Genomic DNA, 16,335 nt, shown 5'->3' with positions numbered 1-16,335 from the left:
TTACTGACTAAACGCAGCGCTCTTGAGTCCATCGCGAGCACGCTCGCTCCTACATTTCGTCCTCTGAAATTCAGGAATAGCCATGTCCAGTCAGTTCCCCGAAGCACGCCCACGCCGTCTGCGCCGCAATGCGAGTCTGCGCAGCCTGTTCCAGGAGACCGAGTTCAGCCTGAACGATCTGGTGCTGCCGATTTTCGTCGAAGAAGAAATCGACGACTTCGTGCCGATCAAGAGCATGCCCGGTGTGATGCGCATTCCCGAGTCGAAGCTGGCCGGCGAGATCGAGCGCTACGCCCGTGCCGGGATCAAGTCGGTGATGACCTTCGGCGTGTCCCATCACCTGGACAGCAGCGGCAGCGACACCTGGCGCGATGACGGCCTGGTCTCGCGCATGTCGCGCATTGCCAAGGACGCTGTGCCGGAAATGATCGTGATGTCCGACACCTGCTTTTGCGAATACACCGATCACGGCCATTGTGGCGTGTTGCACAACCATGAAGTCGACAACGACCAGACCCTGATCAACCTCGGCAGGCAAGCGGTGGCGGCGGCCCGTGCCGGTGCCGATGTGATCGCCCCGTCGGCGGCGATGGACGGGCAGGTCCAGGCGATTCGCCGGGCCCTCGATGACGCCGGCTTTACCCAGACGGCGATCATGGCCTATTCGACCAAATTCGCCTCGGCGCTCTATGGCCCGTTCCGCGAGGCGGGTGGCAGTGCGCTCAAGGGCGACCGCAAAAGCTACCAGATGAACCCGATGAATCGCCGCGAAGCGGTGCGCGAATCGTTGCTCGACGAACAGGAAGGCGCCGATGCATTGATGGTCAAGCCGGCCGGTGCGTATCTGGACATCATCCGCGACATTCGCGAAGCCTCGCGCCTGCCGCTGTCGGCGTATCAGGTGAGCGGTGAGTACGCGATGATCAAGTTTGCCGCCCAGGCCGGGGCCATCGATGAAGACCGCGTGGTGCGCGAGAGCCTCGGGGCGATCAAGCGAGCCGGGGCAGACCTGATCTTTACTTACTTTGCGATGGATCTGGCGTTGGCCGGAATCTAGGCACCAGCGCATATCCCCCCCTGTAGGAGCGAGCTTGCTCGCGATGGACTCAAGAGCGCCGCGTCTAGTCAGTAAACACGCGTCATCGTTAACGACCATCGCGAGCAAGCTCGCTCCTACAAGGAAGGATGTGGTGTCTTCAGGGCGCGCCAAAAAACGGCCGGATCCCGTGATCACGGAAATACCGTTCGATCACTTTCGGGTCCGAGCACGTCTCGGCGATCGCCACGTAGGTATCGGGCCGTAACAGATAAAACCCGTTGCGCCCCAGCCCCGCCGCTTCGAACGCCGGTCGCCAGTCGAACACGTGCAGCGGCAGATGGTGCTCGTGGCACCAGGCAATCATCTCGTCGCTGGTGTCGCCATAGACATGCACCTGCCAGGTCAGGCACTTGAGCGACTCGAAATTATCCCCCTCACCGTCATGGGCCCAGGGCAGGCGATCACCGCCATGCACGTGCCCGGCAATGCCTGCGCTCAATGGCATGCCCCGATAATTCAGGGTTATTTGCGATATCGTACGAAACATGAATTCGCGGGAGGTTTCGAACGAGGTTATTTTCGGGATCAAGAGCGGTGCCAGGCGTGTCCGTAGCAAATCGGCCATCCGCCCCTCGGCGGTGATGAAGTTGAATACCCGGTCAGTGGTGGCCACCAGTCTGCGGGCGAAGGCGATGCGCTCGGTTTCATAGGTGTCGAGCAGTCTGGCCTCGGCACCACCGCTCAACACGGCCGCCAGTTTCCAGGCCAGGTTGATGGCATCGCCAATCCCGGTGTTCATGCCCTGACCGCCCGCCGGGCTGTGCACATGGGCGGCATCACCTAGCAAAAACGCCCGGTCTTTGCGGAAGTGATCCGCCACCCGATGATGCACGCGATAGGTCGAAAACCAGTTCAGTTGCTCGATCTTCACCTTCATGTGCTCGATGGCCCGGCTGCTGACGTCCTCGAAGCGCAGGGTCTCGGCGTGTTCGGCGCGCTCGTCGCGCACCGTGCCGATCAGACGGGCACGACCACTGTCTCCCAGTGGGAACACGGCGAGGAAGTCCGCCTCGTCGAGATCCACGTGCAGTTCGCCGTTGAATGTCGGGCCGCTGCCCTGCACGTCGGCGACGTAGAAAATCTGCTGGTAAGTGCCGCCGGGAAATCCGGTATCCAGGGTCTTGCGCACAATCGACCGCGCACCGTCGCATCCGGCCAGGTAACAGGCCTGGCAGATTTCCTGTTGACCATCGGGCAGGTGCAGCGTGGCCGTGATGCCGTCTGCGGTTTGCTCGAAGCCTGTCAGTTCAGTGTTGCGTTCCACCACGATACCGAAGGCTTCCAGACGCTCGATCAGCAGCCGTTCGTGTTCGTCCTGCGGGTAAATCTCGAGAAACGAGTAGGGGGTCAGGCCCTCACCGATCTGAGACAGGGGCAGGCGCGCCACGGGCTCACCCTTGACCCAGAAGTTGCCGGCCACCACCCGATGGCCGTTTTGCACCACGGCGTCGTCCAGTCCGAGCTGGCGATACAACTCCAGCGTCCGTGCCTGGACGGCCAGCGCCCGGGACGTGGTGCCGGGGGCGGAGGTTTTGTCGACAATCCGCACGCGCACGCCCAGTTTGCTCAGCCACAATGCCAGGACCAGCCCGGTCGGGCCGGCGCCGATGATCAACACGTCGCTGCGGTGCATGAGCCTGTTCTCCTCGCTACGTGGATAAAGTATGGTCCAGTCGGGGAGGGCGGCAACCATCGGACTACCGCGGCCGTAGCCGCTGGCATGCCATTGGTCGTATGGTTGGCCCCGACCAACGGATTAGATGGAACGACATGCAAGCCAATCGATTGATCTCAAGCATCGCCGCCTTGCTGGTACTGGCCGGTTGCGGCAGCCAGCGAACCCAGGAGCCGGCGGCGCGCAGTCCGGCCGAAGTGAAGGCTGAGATTGTGCGTTTGCTGCCGGCGAAAGCTGCCGATCCCCAGGGTTGGGCCACGGATATCCAGGTGGCGTTTACCGCGCAAGACATCTCGCCGACCACGAAGAACCTGTGCTCGGTGCTGGCCGTGACCGAACAGGAGTCGACCTTTCAGGTCGATCCGAGCGTACCGGGGCTGGGCAAGATCGCCCGCGACGAGATCGACCGTCGTGCCGCCAAGGCACACATTCCAGGCCTGTTGGTGAGCGGAGCGTTAAAGCTCGATTCGCCCAATGGCAAAAGCTACAGCGACCGCCTGAATGCCGCGCGCAGCGAAAAGGAACTGAGCGCCATTTTCGACGACTTCATCGGCATGGTACCGATGGGCAAAAAACTGTTCGGTGGCTTCAACCCGGTGCATACCGGCGGGCCGATGCAGGTCGCGATTGATTTTGCCGAGCAGCAGGCCAAAGGTTATCCGTACCCGGTGAAGGGCTCGATTCGCCATGAAGTGTTTACCCGGCGCGGCGGCATGTATTTCGGCATCGCGCATCTGCTTGGCTATCCGGTGAGCTATCCGCAGCCGCTGTACCGCTTTGCGGATTTCAACGCGGGTTGGTACGCCAGCCGCAACGCCGCGTTTCAGAATGCGGTGAGCCGGGCATCCGGTATCCCGTTGGCGCTGGACGGCGATCTGGTGAACTACGGTTCGATCATGCCCGGTACCACGGAACTGGCCGTGCGTACCCTTGGCAAGCAACTGGACATGCGCAATCCGACGATCCGGGAGCAACTGGAGGAGGGGAAAACCCTGGCGTTCGAAGACAGCAAACTCTATCGGCGGGTCTTCGAGCTGGCCGAAAGGGCCGAGGGTCGGCCGTTACCTCGTGAAGTGTTGCCGGGGATCGTGCTGCAAAGCCCGAAAATCACCCGCAAACTCACCACCGCGTGGTTCGCCAAGCGGGTCGATGAGCGTTACCAGCGCTGCATGGCGCAGGCGGGGAAGTAATCGCGGGGTAAAAAGCACAAAAAACCCGGCTGTTGAGGCCAATGCTGTTCCGTCTAGCGAGAATGATCCCCTGTAGGAGCGAGCTTGCTCGCGATGGTCGTTAACGATGCCGCGGGTTTACTGACTAAACGCAGCGCTCTTGAGTCCATCGCGAGCAAGCTCGCTCCTACAGTGGGTGAATCCTTCTTGCGTGACTGAACAACATCAGGCTGTTGAGGCCGGGCTTTTCTTTGCGTCCTGCGGTAAAGCACTGCATTCAGACAGCGCGGCTTTCGATCAGGCGATCCGAGCCACCTTCGGCAACGCGGTTCTGCAGGAGCTTGTCGGAACCGCCTTCGGCAACACGTTTTTCCAGCAGGCGATCCGAACCACCTTCAGCCACACGATTCTCGATCAGGCGATCGGAACCACCCTCGGCGACACGGCTTTCAATCAGACGATCCGAGCCGCCTTCAGCGACCACAGGTTGAGCAGAAGTTGCGGCGAAAGCGTTAACTGCGAAAACCGAGAAAGCGATGCTGAGGAGGGTCTGGCGTTTCATGATGGTGTGCTCCGGGGTGCTGATGGGTTGGTATGGAGCAGATGTTACGCCGTGGATTTTTTAAGAGAACTTCATTGAGGTGATGGTGAACATCGACGGCAATGATAGGTACGACGCCATACCTGTTGTGAGCGTGATGGTGCGATCGCCGGACGGTCGCTGTGTGGCGGGTAGCGGCTTCTACACTGGATAGCTGGCGTGTTCGTCTGCCGGGACGGTTGATGAGGCGCCACAGAGACCGCAGTGTACAAGGAGGCGTTCATGTACCAGCTCTACGGTTATCGGAACTCCGGGGCGGCGGCCATCGAGGCTGCCCTTGTACTCGGTGGTATTTCTTTTCGCTTCATCGATGTCGAGACGTCTGCAGAGGCGGCCCAGGCGCTGGAGAAGCTCAATCCGCTCAAACAGATTCCGACCTTGCAGCTACCCGATGGCGGTGTGCTGACCGAGAGCGCGGCGATCCTGATCCACCTCGGCCTGACCTTCCCCGCATCGGCATTGTTGCCGCAAGACCCGGCCGAGCGGGGCCAGGCCATTCGTGGCCTGGCCTACATCGCCAGCAATTGCTATGCGGCCATCGGCATCATTGACTACCCCGAACGCTGGCTGGTCGAGGCGGATGAGTCGTCCAGGCAGAACCTCATGGCGGGAGCCCGCCGGCGCCTGCACTGGAGTTGGGAGGTGTTTGCCGATCAGTTCTCGGGCGAGTTGTATCTGGGCAGCGAGAAGCCAGGGGCCCTGGATGTGCTGGCGGCGGTGATCTCGCGATGGGCGGGCAGTCGGGAACATTTGCGCAACACCCGGCCGGGTTTTTTCGCCTGGCTGGAGCGCATCGACCGTCACCCGGCACTGGCACCGGTGTTCGCCCGGCATTGGCCGGCCTGAACACCGAAAAACCAAAGGTGGGAGCGGGCTTGCTCGCGAAAGCGGTGGGTCAGTCAACATTAATGCTGCCTGACACTACGCTTTCGCGAGCAAGCCCGCTCCCACAAGGGATCTTCGGTGTGTCGAATTATTCCCCGCGAATGTACTGTTCCAGCTGGCGAATCAGTTCAGCCTGTTCGGCAATGGCTTCCTTCACCAGGTCACCGATCGACAGCAGGCCGATCAATTTGCCATTTTCCACTACAGGCAAGTGACGCAGGCGCTTATCGGACATGATGCCAAGGCAAGTATCCACGGTTTGATGGGTGTCGACGGTAATCACCGGCGACACCATGATGTCACGTACCGGCGTGCCCACCGAGGAGCGGCCGTGCAGCACCAGTTTGCGCGCATAATCGCGTTCGCTGATGATGCCCACCACTTCATCATTGTCCACCACCAGCAAGGCACCGACGTTTTTCTCGGCCATCTTCATCAGCGCTTCAAGCACCATGTGATCGGGTTTGATCTGGTGCACTTCCTGATTCTTCTGATCTTTGAGCTTGAGCAGTTGGGCGACGGTTTTCATGGTGGTTACTCGGGTGTTGTCGTTGTCCTTGAAGAATCGTAGACGCAAGCGTTCAGGGCAAGGGCGAAAGCGGCAGATAACACGCAAAAAACGTCATTTGGCGGTTTTTCTTCCATAAGTCTCCTTTCAGGCCAGTAAATCACCCTGTGGGAGCGGGCTTGCTCGCGAAGAGGCCAGCCCATCCAACATCTTTGTCGGCAGGTAGTCCGCCTTCGCGAGCAAGCCCGCTCCCACAGGATTGATGTTGACCGCTGATACCGGCGGCAAACGCGCTATCCCGACCGATGACGGGTAGAATCCCCCTCTGAATCAACGTTGAGGTTTGCAGTGGTGGATCTACAGCAGGGCTTCGTCCTGACCCGGCATTGGCGCGATACCCCGGCCGGTACGGAAGTCGAGTTCTGGCTGGCGACCGATAGCGGTCCCCGGCACATCCGCCTGCCGCATCAACCGTCGGTGGCGTTCATCCCGGCCGGGCAGCGTCAGCCGGCCGAAAACGTTCTGCATGACGAGAAGAACGTCGAACTCAGGCCCCTGGCCCTGCTGGATTTCGAACATCGCCCGGTCCTCGGACTTTACTGCCAGCAACATGGCCAGTTGATCCGCCTGGAAACCGCGCTGCGCCGGGCCGGTGTCGAAGTGTTCGAAGCCGACGTGCGCCCGCCGGAACGCTACATGATGGAACGCTTCATCACCGCGCCGGTGCGCTTCAGTGGCACACCGAGTGCCGAGGGCCTGCTGCTCGACGCACAGATGAAACCTGATCCCGGCTACCGGCCGAGCCTCAAGCTGGTGTCCCTGGACATCGAGACCACGGCCCAGGGCGAGTTGTATTCCATTGCCCTGGAAGGCTGCGGCGAGCGTCAGGTGTACATGCTTGGTCCGCCCAATGGCGACGATAGCCAGGTGGATTTCCTGCTCGAATACTGCGATTCGCGGACCCTGTTGCTGAAAAAACTCAACGAATGGTTTGCCCGGTTCGACCCCGACGCGATCATCGGCTGGAATGTCGTGCAGTTCGACTTGCGGGTGCTTCACGAACACGCCCGGCGCCTGGCGGTGCCGTTGAAGCTGGGGCGTGGCGGTGAGGAAATGCAGTGGCGCGAACACGGCAGCGGCAACCACTACTTCGCTTCTGCGGCTGGCCGCCTGATCATCGACGGTATCGAGGCCCTGCGTTCTGCGACCTGGAGTTTTCCCTCGTTCAGCCTGGAAAACGTCGCGCAAACCTTGCTCGGCGAGGGCAAGTCCATCGACACCCCGTACCAGCGCATGGACGAAATCAATCGCATGTTCGCCGAGGACAAACCGGCGCTGGCCAAATACAACCTCAAGGACTGTGAGCTGGTCACGCGGATTTTCGCCAGGACCGAGTTGCTCACCTTCCTGCTGGAGCGGGCCAGCGTCACCGGTTTGCCGGCCGATCGCATGGGCGGTTCGGTGGCGGCGTTCACGCACCTGTATATGCCGCTGATGCACCGTCAGGGTTTCGTTGCGCCGAACCTCGGTGGCAAGCCCCCCGAAGCCAGCCCTGGCGGTTTTGTCATGGATTCGCAACCGGGGCTGTACGAATCGGTGCTGGTGCTCGACTACAAAAGCCTCTATCCGTCGATTATCCGAACCTTCCTGATTGACCCCGTGGGGCTGATCGAGGGGCTCAAACACCCTGACGGTAGCGAGTCGGTGCCGGGTTTTCGTGGCGCACGCTTTTCTCGAACCCGGCATTGCCTGCCATCCATCGTCGCCCGGGTGGCCGAAGGCCGGGAAGCCGCCAAGCGTGAACACAACGCACCGCTGTCCCAGGCGCTGAAAATCATCATGAACGCCTTCTACGGCGTGCTCGGCTCCAGCGGCTGTCGCTTCTTCGACACGCGCCTGGCTTCGTCCATCACCTTGCGCGGGCACGAGATCATGCTACGCACCCGCCAGTTGATCGAGGCCCAGGGGCATGCAGTGATTTACGGCGACACCGATTCGACGTTCGTCTGGCTGCGTCGCGCCCATGGTCAGCAGGAGGCGGCGCAGATCGGCCAGGCGCTGGTGGCGCACGTCAATCAGTGGTGGCGCGAACATGTGCAGCAGGAATACGGCTTGCAAAGCGTTCTCGAACTGCAGTTCGAAACCCACTACAAGCGCTTCCTGATGCCGACCATCCGCGGCGCCGAAGAAGGCAGTAAAAAGCGCTACGCGGGACTCGTGACCCGTGCCGATGGCAGCGACGAAATGGTCTACAAAGGCCTGGAAACCGTGCGCACCGACTGGTCGCCGCTGGCCCGGCAATTCCAGCAGGAGCTCTATTGGCTGATCTTCCTGCGCAAGCCCTATCAGGATTATGTGCGTGACTACGTGCGCAAGACCCTGGCCGGTGAGTTCGATGACCGGCTGATCTACCGCAAACGCCTGCGCCGCAGCCTCGACGACTATCAGCGAAACGTACCGCCCCATGTGCGCGCGGCGCGCCTGGCCGACGAGTACAACGACCGACAGGGTCGCCCGCGGCAATACCAGAACGGCGGCTGGATCAGCTACGTAATCACCGTCGCCGGCCCTGAACCGCTGGAAGTGCGCAGCGCGCCCATCGATTACGATCACTACATCACCCGGCAACTGCAACCGGTGGCGGACGCGATACTGCCGTTTGTCGACGATGACTTCTCAACCCTGATTGGGGGGCAACTGGGCCTGTTTTGAGTCCATCAGCGACAAGGTCCAGTCATCCAGGATGCCGTGGAAGTACTGGTTCAAGGCTTGCTGGAAAAGGCTGTCGTCGACGGCGACCTGGGCAAACAGGGTCATCGAGGAGTGAAACTTCAGGTCGTCGGGATGACCGAAAATCCCGGCCACCGAACGCTCCCGGATGTTCAGCACTTCCTGGGTGCAGGTGCGTAGCCGGGCGCCCAGCAACGGATGCTCGAGGTAGGCCAATGCTTCCTCCCGCGAGTGGATGGCATAGCGGCGCGACATCTCGCTGTCGCCGAGCCCGGCAAACTGCGGAAAGATGAACCACATCCAGTGACTGCGCTTGTGCCCATTGTTCAGCTCGTTCTGAACCCGGTCGAATACCGGTTCCTGAGCCTGGAGAAAGCGTTGCAGATTGAACGGGTCCAGGTGGTCGGTGCTTCTCATGGCGAAGCTCTCTGACTGACTGCGGTGGTTCAGACCATGGCCAGCCGCTGTTTGCGTTGTGGCGCGTGAAACGCTTGGTCCAGCGCCTCCAGATCCCCGGCTTCAAGCCGTAATTGGGCGGCTTGGGCGTTGAGCTGCACATGCTCGGGGCGGACCGCTTTGGGGATGGCGATCACGTCGTCCTGACGCAGAATCCAGGCCAGCGCCACTTGTGCTGGCGTCACTTCGTGTCGGGCGGCCACCTGTTTGAGGGTGGTGTTGGCGAGCATTTTTCCACCCTGGCCGATCGGACAGTATGCCATGACTGGCATCCGCCGTTGTTGACTCCAGGGTAACAAGTCAAATTCTATGCCGCGCTGCTCCAGATTGTAGAGCACCTGATTGGTGGCACAGGCCGGGGCGTTCAGTTCCAGCAAGTCATCGAGGTCGAAATTGGACACGCCCCAACGACCGATCTTGCCGGCTTCGCGCAGGCGTTCGAAAGCTTCGACCGTTTCCTCCAGCCGGTACTGACCGCGCCAATGCAACAAGTACAGATCGATGCAGTCGGTGCCGAGCCTGCGCAGGCTTCGTTCGCACGCCTGGGGAATGCCCTCGCGGCTGGCGTTGTGCGGGTACACCTTGCTGACCAGAAAGACGCTGTCGCGCTGGCCGGCGATGGCATCGCGGACCACTTCCTCGGCGCCGCCTTCGGCGTACATTTCAGCGGTGTCGATCAGGGTCATGCCCAGTTCGATGCCCAGGCGCAGTGCCGCGACTTCTTCCTTGTGCCGTGAGCGGTCTTCGCCCATCTGCCAGGTCCCCTGGCCGATAACCGGGACCCTGGCGCCAGCCAACTCAAGCGCGCGCATGCAAACCTCCTTCATGAATGCCGATGGTCAAATCAATGGGCAGCAGAATAGTCCATCGGTTCCCCGCAGTGCTCGCGAAGACAGACTGTCAGTCGATATTGATGCCAACTGACACACCGCCATCGCGAGCAAGCTCGCTCCTACAAGGGGGGTGGTGTTCAAGGCATAAAGATAGATCGCATCGATATAACTGGTTATAAGAAATATCGCTATGCTGCGGGCCAGATTTCCCCTGCGATCTTTGTGGAAGTATTCATGGATTTAGTGAACATCGGGTTGGTCGTCGCCGGGCTGGTCGTCGGCTTCATCGTCGGCATGACGGGCGTGGGTGGCGGGTCGCTCATGACGCCGATCCTGCTATGGTTCGGCATCAATCCGGCGACAGCGGTCGGTACCGATCTGCTGTACGCCGCCATCACCAAATCCAGCGGTGTACTGGTTCACCGAAGGAACAACAACATCGACTGGGCGATCACCGGCTGGCTGACCCTGGGCAGCGTGCCTGCGGTGGCGTTGACGCTGTGGTTTCTCAGCACCCTGCACAGCGCCCCCGAGGCGATGAACGCGATCATCAAGCAGGCCCTCGGTTTTGTGTTGTTTGCCACGGCACTGGCGATCCTGTTCAAGAAGCGCCTGCTCGACTTCGCCCACAAACGTGCGGGTGGCAACTACAGCCCCAGCGGGTTGCGCCTCAATGCGATGACGGTCATCACCGGGCTGGTCCTTGGCACCATGGTCGCGCTGACGTCCATCGGTGCCGGTGCGCTGGGCACCGTGGCACTGTTCATTCTCTACCCGATGCTACCGACCCGCCGCCTGGTGGGGACTGAAATCGCCCACGCCGTGCCGCTGACCCTGGTCGCGGGCCTTGGCCATGCCAGCATGGGCAACATGGATTGGCACGTCCTGGGTTACTTGCTGGTGGGGTCGTTGCCGGGAATTTACCTGGGCAGCCACCTGACCGGGCGTATCTCCGACGAACTGTTGCGCCCTTGCCTGGCGACCATGCTGTTGTTTATCGGTTACAAACTGGCGTTCTGATTCAAGCCGCCACGCCAGCTTCACTCGCGGGTGAATATTTCCAGCAGATGCCCGTCCGGGTCATCGAAATACACCCGCCGTCCTCCCGCGTAATCATTGATTTCCCTCAGACGCTGCTTGCACGGGTCGGCCCACCACGGCTGGCCGTTGGCTTGCAGGTGGGCGAAGGCCGCATCGAAATCCTCATCGCCAATCAGGAACGCGTAGTGCTGGGACGCTATCGGCGGGTCGTTGTCGTAGAAGTCCAGTGACACGCCGTTATCGAATTTGACGATCAGCATGGGGCCGAAGGGCTGCGGTGCGGGCAGGCCAAGGAGGCCGGTCAGGAAATTCGCCGAAACCTGCTTGTCCCGGCACCAGACGATGGTGTGGTTCAACTGGGCGCTCATGCGCAGGTCCTCACGATGGATCATGCGGGTTGTCATGAGTCTTCAGATTAGCTCAGCCTGTTGCGCTATGACCGCCCTGACCTAAGCTTGGGACAAGGCGAAAAACATTTGCGGTATGTCACCCGGAACGATCGCCGCGATGCGCAATCATTAGAGCGTGGATATCAAAAAGGAGATGCGCATGCTCATCAGGTCACTGACCCTGGCTACTTTGCTGGCGATTGCCGGCCCCTTGTTCGCCGCTGATGACGGCTCACCGTTGGACATGGACAAGGGTAGGGCCCGGCCACTGATTGTCATCGCTCCGAGCACTGTTGATCCAACCTGGGTCAGCCTGAAAAAATCGCTGGATGAGCCGGCCAATCGCAAGGGATTCACCGACCGCAACCTGGTGCTCTACACCGTGCTCAACCTGATGGGCCAGCGCGACGGCAAGGACCTCGGGTCGCAAGACACGGCGGCGCTGATCCGTTCGCTCAAGCTGGGTGTCGGCGCCAGGACCAGGGTCATTCTGGTCGGCAAGGACGGCGAAAAGAAACTGGAACGATCGGACGCCATCAAGCTGGACGAGATTTTCAGTACTGTCGATCAACAGCCGGCGGCCGAGAAAGAGTTTACGGCGACCGTGGCCGCGCCCGTCGCTGAGGCCGAGCCGGCGGTCAAAGGCACCAAGGCCGGGAAAAACAGCAAACCGGCGAAACCCGCCAAACCCGCCAAACCGCCTGAAATGCCGGATGATTGAACCCTGTTGCAGCGAGCACAGCCTGTGTTCGCTGCGCAGCATCGTAACTGGTAGCTGAAGAATCGCTGACTCTAGCTCAAGGTTGAGCCAGAAATTGATGGATGACATTAACCAGCACGGGTGAAAACGGCTGAAGACATTGTGCCGCGTCGGGAACCTTCAGATCCTCCAAAAGCAGGCTTAGGAGTTCTTCGTCTTCAAATTGCAGGTCTTCGGGAGGTACGCTCTGGCTATAAATGAGTGCATCAACCATCGCTTTTCGTTTGCCAACAAGTCCTTTGTTACTTTGCTCGGTATGACCCAGATTCAATGTCTGAATTGTTACCTTGGCCCGCTCGGTCTTTCCCGCGACCAGGCCGGATAAGTAGAACTTCAATTCGGACTCGCATTCGGCCATCAAGGGTGTAAGCGGCAACACTCGTGTTCCTCGACCATGACCGCATTGATGCGGGTGTTGGCAACTGGCGACGATGTTGGAAAAATCCAAGGTTCGATTCGGCGCACGATCCTGGGCTTCAAGGTGTTCGTTGTGAGCGCTATCAACGGTGATCGACTGACAGCAATACGCGCATAAGCCGTATTGTTCCGAGATACAGGATGATCGAATGGACCGACTTTCTTCCGGCGGTAAATCCCGGTAACGCAACGTGTTGTTCGAGCGTTTAAAGCGAGTCAACGAGGGTGGCTCCATGCCTTTGTCGATTTTACGCACGACGTAACTCCAACTTGCGAATCAACAAGGCCGCTTTCGCCAGTTCCAGATGTCCCTCTGGCAGCTCTAGAGAAAGCTCGGAATACAGTTTTTTCGCACCGTCCAAGTCACCATCCTGCAAATGCTTGAGCAATAGATTCAGACGTTTTTGCACTTCGCTGTTACGCACATCGGTGTCCATGACTTCCAGAAGCACCTGGTTGGCATCCAATCCATACAGGCCATTGTGCTCTTGCAATTCTCCGTCATTGAGCACGTAGCACAGCACGTCTTTCGCGTCGCTGATGACCAATGGCGAGTGAGTGGTCAGGACAAATTGGCAATTTGGGAAAGTCTCGCTCAACTGCCGAATCAGACTGCGTTGCCATTTGGGATGCAGGTGCAAATCGACTTCATCGATCAGGACGATGCCATCACCCTCCAATGGGTTGTCCAAAGATTGATTCATCATCGCCAATCGGCGAGCGATATCGCCGACCAGCGCCATCATCGACTTTTCGCCCTGTGAGAGCTGGGAAACGTTAAGCGTCACGCCGTCTTTGTCTATCGCCATGTGCAGACGTGGTTTGCGCTTTACTCTCAGGTTGGTAAAACCTGGCATGAACGCGGCGATGGCAGAGCGAACCGCTGTTAATTGACGATCGCGGGAAGACGCCTTCATTTGGGAAAGCGTTTTCCAGATGTCACTGTCATTGCCGAACTTTGCGAAAATCTCGGATAACGCAGTATCGGATACACCGGTCTCGTTTTCGCTATCTTCGCGTTCGCGGAACCACTCGAAGAAACGACGGAAGTCCACGCCACGATTCAATGCGTTGTCGTAACCGTCGAGTTGATCGAAGGTATGTTTGGTTCGGATTTTTAGTGGGATTTCCAGAACCGAGCGTTCGACTGGGTAGTAGGCGATTAGTGGGAGTGAGGCTTTTTCATCGATGGTTAGTTGAGTGCGATAGTGGTCTGCAAGGAGGCTGGCTTCCGCTAACTCACTATGGACATCGCTCTTTCGCCCTTGCCTGCCACGAGCAATGGCCCAGTTGAAGAGATCAGGTTTTCGATTATCTTCGGGCGAACTTCGTTGCGCCGCCGAGCTATCTGATACGGCAGTCAAAACGATTGCGACTGCAGCGCCGTTTCGAATGTCTTCATTTGCAAGGTGGCTGCCAATGCCCCTCTCGGTACGAATCCTGGCAACTAGCCAACTCAATGAGGTGGCCATTGATTTTAAAAGGGTGGTTTTCCCGGCACCGTTGTTTCCCACAAGCACCGTCACATTTGAGCGGTGTTTGGGGGTTGGGGCCAGATAAATGGTCATTTCGGTGAAGCGACCGACATCCTTGAGCTCGAAGCTGAAAATTTCCATTACAACGCCCTTTTAGGGTCAGTCGGTTTGAATAGTTGAGCGCGCATTATGTCATTCCCGGCAATGGATTGATCCGATGCCGTTCGCTAGCTTGGGAGGCTCAATAGATACAACGGTTTCACCCGCATCACAACGGTCATGAGCAAAAAGGTATTTGTAACTAGATGCTCATAAAACTGAGTGTGGGCAAAGGCCTTCACATGTGTCGGAAATTTCCTTCAAAGCGTGGCGTATCCCGTGAACTGGTGCCCATCGAGCCATATCGATAATCTTCGCCAGCCGCTGCAAATCAGCGGCCGGATGTGGAAGTCCGTTGGTTCAAGCCATCTACCAATGCCCCTAGAACGCAAGTCGACATTTTTTATGTCAACATTGCCGCGTTTTGGCGGCTGTGCGCGGGAGCACTTTCGAGTGCACCGGGTTTTGGTGGATTGACCTGGACTTCCACACCTGCGTACAGCTGCCACCCTCATGTGGAAGTGAGATGGGTAGTTTTCTCAACAATCCCCAATGGTACTTCTTCATGAAAAAGTTAAGTCCGAATCCCCCGGAATCCTCATCCGACTCAGATTTCCCTCTGTCAGACATCACCGAACCCGCCGTCAGCGCTCGCTTGCGCAACCCCAAACACGCCGACCCGGTCAGCCACATTTTCACCATCCTCCCAAACGTCGACACTCCAACGCTGCTGTGTCACGCCTGTGAAACCCTCGCGTCCCTGAACGTACTGGTCACCGATCTGGCCTGTCACCTGGAAAGCTCCAACCGCAATGTGGCGCTGTCGATTCAACAATTGGCAGTGGTGGGCGAGTTGTTGGTGAACCGGGCGCTGGACAATATCGACCCGCCCGAAGGTGCGCCGATAAAGTAAAAAAAGCGACCTCTAGAGGTCGCCCTGTTCTATGGAAAAGGAGGCACGGCTTACTGAGCCAGGGCGCCCAGTATCCGATGCGCGATCTTCACCCGCTCAGCATTGGGATAATTCTTGTTGGCCAGAATCACAATACCGATGTCCTCCGATGGCACGAACGCCACGTAAGCCCCGAAACCGCCGGTTGAACCTGTCTTGTTGATCAGTACGTTCTCCGGTTGCGTTTGCGGCGGATTCAGCCACTGGACGGTATGCGCCTCCATGGCCATCGGTGTGGAGTTGCCGTCCAGCAAATGATCCAGTGTGATCGGGTAGTGATACATCTCCCAACCGAGGCCCTGGGTCATGTTGCCTACGGTGTAGTAACCGCTGTGAGTCAAGGCGATGGCTTGCTGCAATGGCTTTTCCAGAGACGCCGGCTTCATGTTTGCGTCGACATAGGCCAGCAGGTCTGCGGCGCTGGTTTTCACCCCGTACGCCTCGGAATCCAGCGCGCCCGGACTGACCCGCACAGGCTTGCCGTCCTTGTTGTAGCCCTGGGCGTACAGCGCCATCTGATCCTGTGGCACATGCACATAGGTGTGCTTGAGGCCCAGTTTCGGCAGCAGGGTTTTCTCCATCAGGTCATCAAAAGGCTGGCCCATGCAGTGGGCGGCGAGGTAGCCGAACAGGCCGAGGCTGGGGTTCGAATACAGTCGGTGACTGCCGGGGGCGTAGAGCGGTTTCCAATGATTGTAATAACCGAGCATCTTGTCGGCCGAATCAGATTCGGCAGGAAATTGCAGCGGTAAGCCACCCGCGCTGTAGGTACCCAGTTGCAGCACGCTGATGTGGTCGAACGCACTGCCGTGCAGGGCCGGCAGGATCTGGCTGGCCTTGTCCGACAGCGACAGCTTGCCCGTGGCCTGGGCGTAAGCGGCAAGGGTGGCGGTGAAGGTTTTACTGACAGAGCCGATTTCGAACAGGGTGTCTCGCGTGACGGGCTTGCCGGTTTCTTTCGAAGCGACGCCATAGTTGAAGTAATGCGCCTGGCCGTTGACGGTGACTGCCACGGCCATACCCTGAATACCCTGGGCTTGCATCACCGGTTGTACAGCGTCGTTCACCAGTGTCTCGATTTGATCCTGTGCAACGCACTGGCCCGAGGCGAGCAGCGCCATGCAAGCCGCGATCGTTTTCAGCCTGTCCATTTTGAATTTATCCGTCGTTGATTCAGTTGCGCGCCATTTTAGGGGGTTAAGCGCTCAGCTCCGAGCGCTTTTTAAACCGGCCGCCAACAGGCGGC

At 59.1% G+C, this 16,335-nt stretch carries 16 protein-coding genes; 7 read left to right on the top strand and 9 right to left on the bottom strand.

The features are described from left to right. Positions 1–82 precede the first annotated feature (82 nt). Positions 83–1,057, top strand: coding sequence for a porphobilinogen synthase (gene hemB / locus AC06G5_RS20740; protein ID WP_008021700.1), 975 nt, complete (start codon positions 83–85; stop codon positions 1,055–1,057). 139 nt (positions 1,058–1,196) lie between these two features. Here the strand turns inward: hemB and AC06G5_RS20735 are convergent, their stop codons facing one another. Then, on the bottom strand, positions 1,197–2,732 hold the full coding sequence (locus AC06G5_RS20735) for an FAD-dependent oxidoreductase (RefSeq protein WP_480458235.1): 1,536 nt from the start codon (positions 2,730–2,732) through the stop codon (positions 1,197–1,199). Positions 2,733–2,869: 137 nt separating this feature from the next. Here AC06G5_RS20735 and AC06G5_RS20730 point away from each other — a divergent pair, with 137 nt between their 5' ends. Then, positions 2,870–3,964, top strand: a complete 1,095-nt coding sequence (locus AC06G5_RS20730) for a DUF1615 domain-containing protein (RefSeq protein ID WP_413423058.1) — start codon at positions 2,870–2,872, stop codon at positions 3,962–3,964. Between the two features lie 256 nt (positions 3,965–4,220). Here AC06G5_RS20730 and AC06G5_RS20725 read toward each other — a convergent pair whose 3' ends face one another. After that, a complete protein-coding gene (locus AC06G5_RS20725; protein ID WP_413704388.1) occupies positions 4,221–4,505 on the bottom strand; it encodes a hypothetical protein in 285 nt (94 codons plus the stop codon). 261 nt (positions 4,506–4,766) lie between these two features. On the opposite strand from AC06G5_RS20725, the gene AC06G5_RS20720 reads away from it, so the two are divergent. Then, on the top strand, positions 4,767–5,390 hold the full coding sequence (locus tag AC06G5_RS20720; protein WP_480458234.1) for a glutathione S-transferase family protein: 624 nt from the start codon (positions 4,767–4,769) through the stop codon (positions 5,388–5,390). Between the two features lie 127 nt (positions 5,391–5,517). Here the strand turns inward: AC06G5_RS20720 and AC06G5_RS20715 are convergent, their stop codons facing one another. Further along, positions 5,518–5,958 carry a CBS domain-containing protein gene (locus tag AC06G5_RS20715; RefSeq protein ID WP_413423062.1) on the bottom strand — a complete coding sequence of 147 codons (441 nt, stop codon included), beginning with the start codon at positions 5,956–5,958 and terminating at the stop codon, positions 5,518–5,520. 330 nt (positions 5,959–6,288) lie between these two features. Between AC06G5_RS20715 and AC06G5_RS20710 the strand changes: the two genes are divergently transcribed. Beyond that, positions 6,289–8,649, top strand: coding sequence for a DNA polymerase II (locus AC06G5_RS20710; protein WP_480458233.1), 2,361 nt, complete (start codon positions 6,289–6,291; stop codon positions 8,647–8,649). Here the strand turns inward: AC06G5_RS20710 and AC06G5_RS20705 are convergent. Then, positions 8,614–9,084: a DUF1810 domain-containing protein gene (locus AC06G5_RS20705; RefSeq protein WP_413423066.1), complete on the bottom strand. Its 471-nt coding sequence runs from the start codon at positions 9,082–9,084 to the stop codon at positions 8,614–8,616. The two genes, AC06G5_RS20710 and AC06G5_RS20705, sit on opposite strands and share 36 nt — an antisense overlap. A gap of 29 nt (positions 9,085–9,113) precedes the next feature. Then, complete coding sequence (locus AC06G5_RS20700; protein WP_413423068.1) at positions 9,114–9,935, bottom strand: aldo/keto reductase; 822 nt, start codon at positions 9,933–9,935, stop codon at positions 9,114–9,116. Between the two features lie 255 nt (positions 9,936–10,190). On the opposite strand from AC06G5_RS20700, the gene AC06G5_RS20695 reads away from it, so the two are divergent. Continuing rightward, entirely contained in the window at positions 10,191–10,976 is a 786-nt protein-coding gene (locus AC06G5_RS20695) for a sulfite exporter TauE/SafE family protein (RefSeq protein WP_480458232.1), read from the top strand. 20 nt (positions 10,977–10,996) lie between these two features. Here the strand turns inward: AC06G5_RS20695 and AC06G5_RS20690 are convergent, their stop codons facing one another. Beyond that, entirely contained in the window at positions 10,997–11,365 is a 369-nt protein-coding gene (locus AC06G5_RS20690; protein WP_413423131.1) for a VOC family protein, read from the bottom strand. A gap of 181 nt (positions 11,366–11,546) precedes the next feature. Here AC06G5_RS20690 and AC06G5_RS20685 point away from each other — a divergent pair, with 181 nt between their 5' ends. Then, on the top strand, positions 11,547–12,107 hold the full coding sequence (locus AC06G5_RS20685; protein ID WP_480458231.1) for a DUF4174 domain-containing protein: 561 nt from the start codon (positions 11,547–11,549) through the stop codon (positions 12,105–12,107). 76 nt (positions 12,108–12,183) lie between these two features. Here AC06G5_RS20685 and AC06G5_RS20680 read toward each other — a convergent pair whose 3' ends face one another. Then, a complete protein-coding gene (locus tag AC06G5_RS20680) occupies positions 12,184–12,819 on the bottom strand; it encodes an HNH endonuclease family protein (protein ID WP_413423074.1) in 636 nt (211 codons plus the stop codon). Beyond that, positions 12,812–14,179 carry an AAA family ATPase gene (locus tag AC06G5_RS20675; RefSeq protein WP_413704390.1) on the bottom strand — a complete coding sequence of 456 codons (1,368 nt, stop codon included), beginning with the start codon at positions 14,177–14,179 and terminating at the stop codon, positions 12,812–12,814. Before AC06G5_RS20675 ends, AC06G5_RS20680 begins: the two co-directional genes overlap by 8 nt. Positions 14,180–14,702: 523 nt before the next feature. Between AC06G5_RS20675 and AC06G5_RS20670 the strand changes: the two genes are divergently transcribed. Then, entirely contained in the window at positions 14,703–15,050 is a 348-nt protein-coding gene (locus tag AC06G5_RS20670) for a DUF6124 family protein (RefSeq protein WP_480458230.1), read from the top strand. A gap of 50 nt (positions 15,051–15,100) precedes the next feature. Here the strand turns inward: AC06G5_RS20670 and ampC are convergent, their stop codons facing one another. Beyond that, entirely contained in the window at positions 15,101–16,210 is a 1,110-nt protein-coding gene (gene ampC, locus AC06G5_RS20665; protein WP_480459913.1) for a class C beta-lactamase, read from the bottom strand. Positions 16,211–16,335 lie beyond the last annotated feature (125 nt).

It is taken from the genome of Pseudomonas sp. WT-JTC (genome assembly GCF_056711565.1).
Note: the sequence above shows the minus strand (reverse complement) of the source record. Positions and strands in the feature narration are given on the sequence as shown.

What these genes read in the sequence shown, in the direction of transcription:
- AC06G5_RS20735 (WP_480458235.1), bottom strand. Translation starts at nt 2,732, where the DNA reads ATGCACCGCAGCGACGTGTTGATCATCGGCGCCGGCCCGACCGGGCTG.
- AC06G5_RS20685 (WP_480458231.1), top strand. Translation starts at nt 11,547, where the DNA reads ATGCTCATCAGGTCACTGACCCTGGCTACTTTGCTGGCGATTGCCGGC.
- AC06G5_RS20725 (WP_413704388.1), bottom strand. Translation starts at nt 4,505, where the DNA reads ATGAAACGCCAGACCCTCCTCAGCATCGCTTTCTCGGTTTTCGCAGTT.
- AC06G5_RS20690 (WP_413423131.1), bottom strand. Translation starts at nt 11,365, where the DNA reads ATGAGCGCCCAGTTGAACCACACCATCGTCTGGTGCCGGGACAAGCAG.
- AC06G5_RS20675 (WP_413704390.1), bottom strand. Translation starts at nt 14,179, where the DNA reads ATGGAAATTTTCAGCTTCGAGCTCAAGGATGTCGGTCGCTTCACCGAA.
- ampC (WP_480459913.1), bottom strand. Translation starts at nt 16,210, where the DNA reads ATGGCGCTGCTCGCCTCGGGCCAGTGCGTTGCACAGGATCAAATCGAG.
- AC06G5_RS20695 (WP_480458232.1), top strand. Translation starts at nt 10,191, where the DNA reads ATGGATTTAGTGAACATCGGGTTGGTCGTCGCCGGGCTGGTCGTCGGC.
- AC06G5_RS20670 (WP_480458230.1), top strand. Translation starts at nt 14,703, where the DNA reads ATGAAAAAGTTAAGTCCGAATCCCCCGGAATCCTCATCCGACTCAGAT.
- AC06G5_RS20720 (WP_480458234.1), top strand. Translation starts at nt 4,767, where the DNA reads ATGTACCAGCTCTACGGTTATCGGAACTCCGGGGCGGCGGCCATCGAG.
- AC06G5_RS20700 (WP_413423068.1), bottom strand. Translation starts at nt 9,935, where the DNA reads ATGCGCGCGCTTGAGTTGGCTGGCGCCAGGGTCCCGGTTATCGGCCAG.
- AC06G5_RS20730 (WP_413423058.1), top strand. Translation starts at nt 2,870, where the DNA reads ATGCAAGCCAATCGATTGATCTCAAGCATCGCCGCCTTGCTGGTACTG.
- hemB (WP_008021700.1), top strand. Translation starts at nt 83, where the DNA reads ATGTCCAGTCAGTTCCCCGAAGCACGCCCACGCCGTCTGCGCCGCAAT.
- AC06G5_RS20715 (WP_413423062.1), bottom strand. Translation starts at nt 5,958, where the DNA reads ATGAAAACCGTCGCCCAACTGCTCAAGCTCAAAGATCAGAAGAATCAG.
- AC06G5_RS20705 (WP_413423066.1), bottom strand. Translation starts at nt 9,084, where the DNA reads ATGAGAAGCACCGACCACCTGGACCCGTTCAATCTGCAACGCTTTCTC.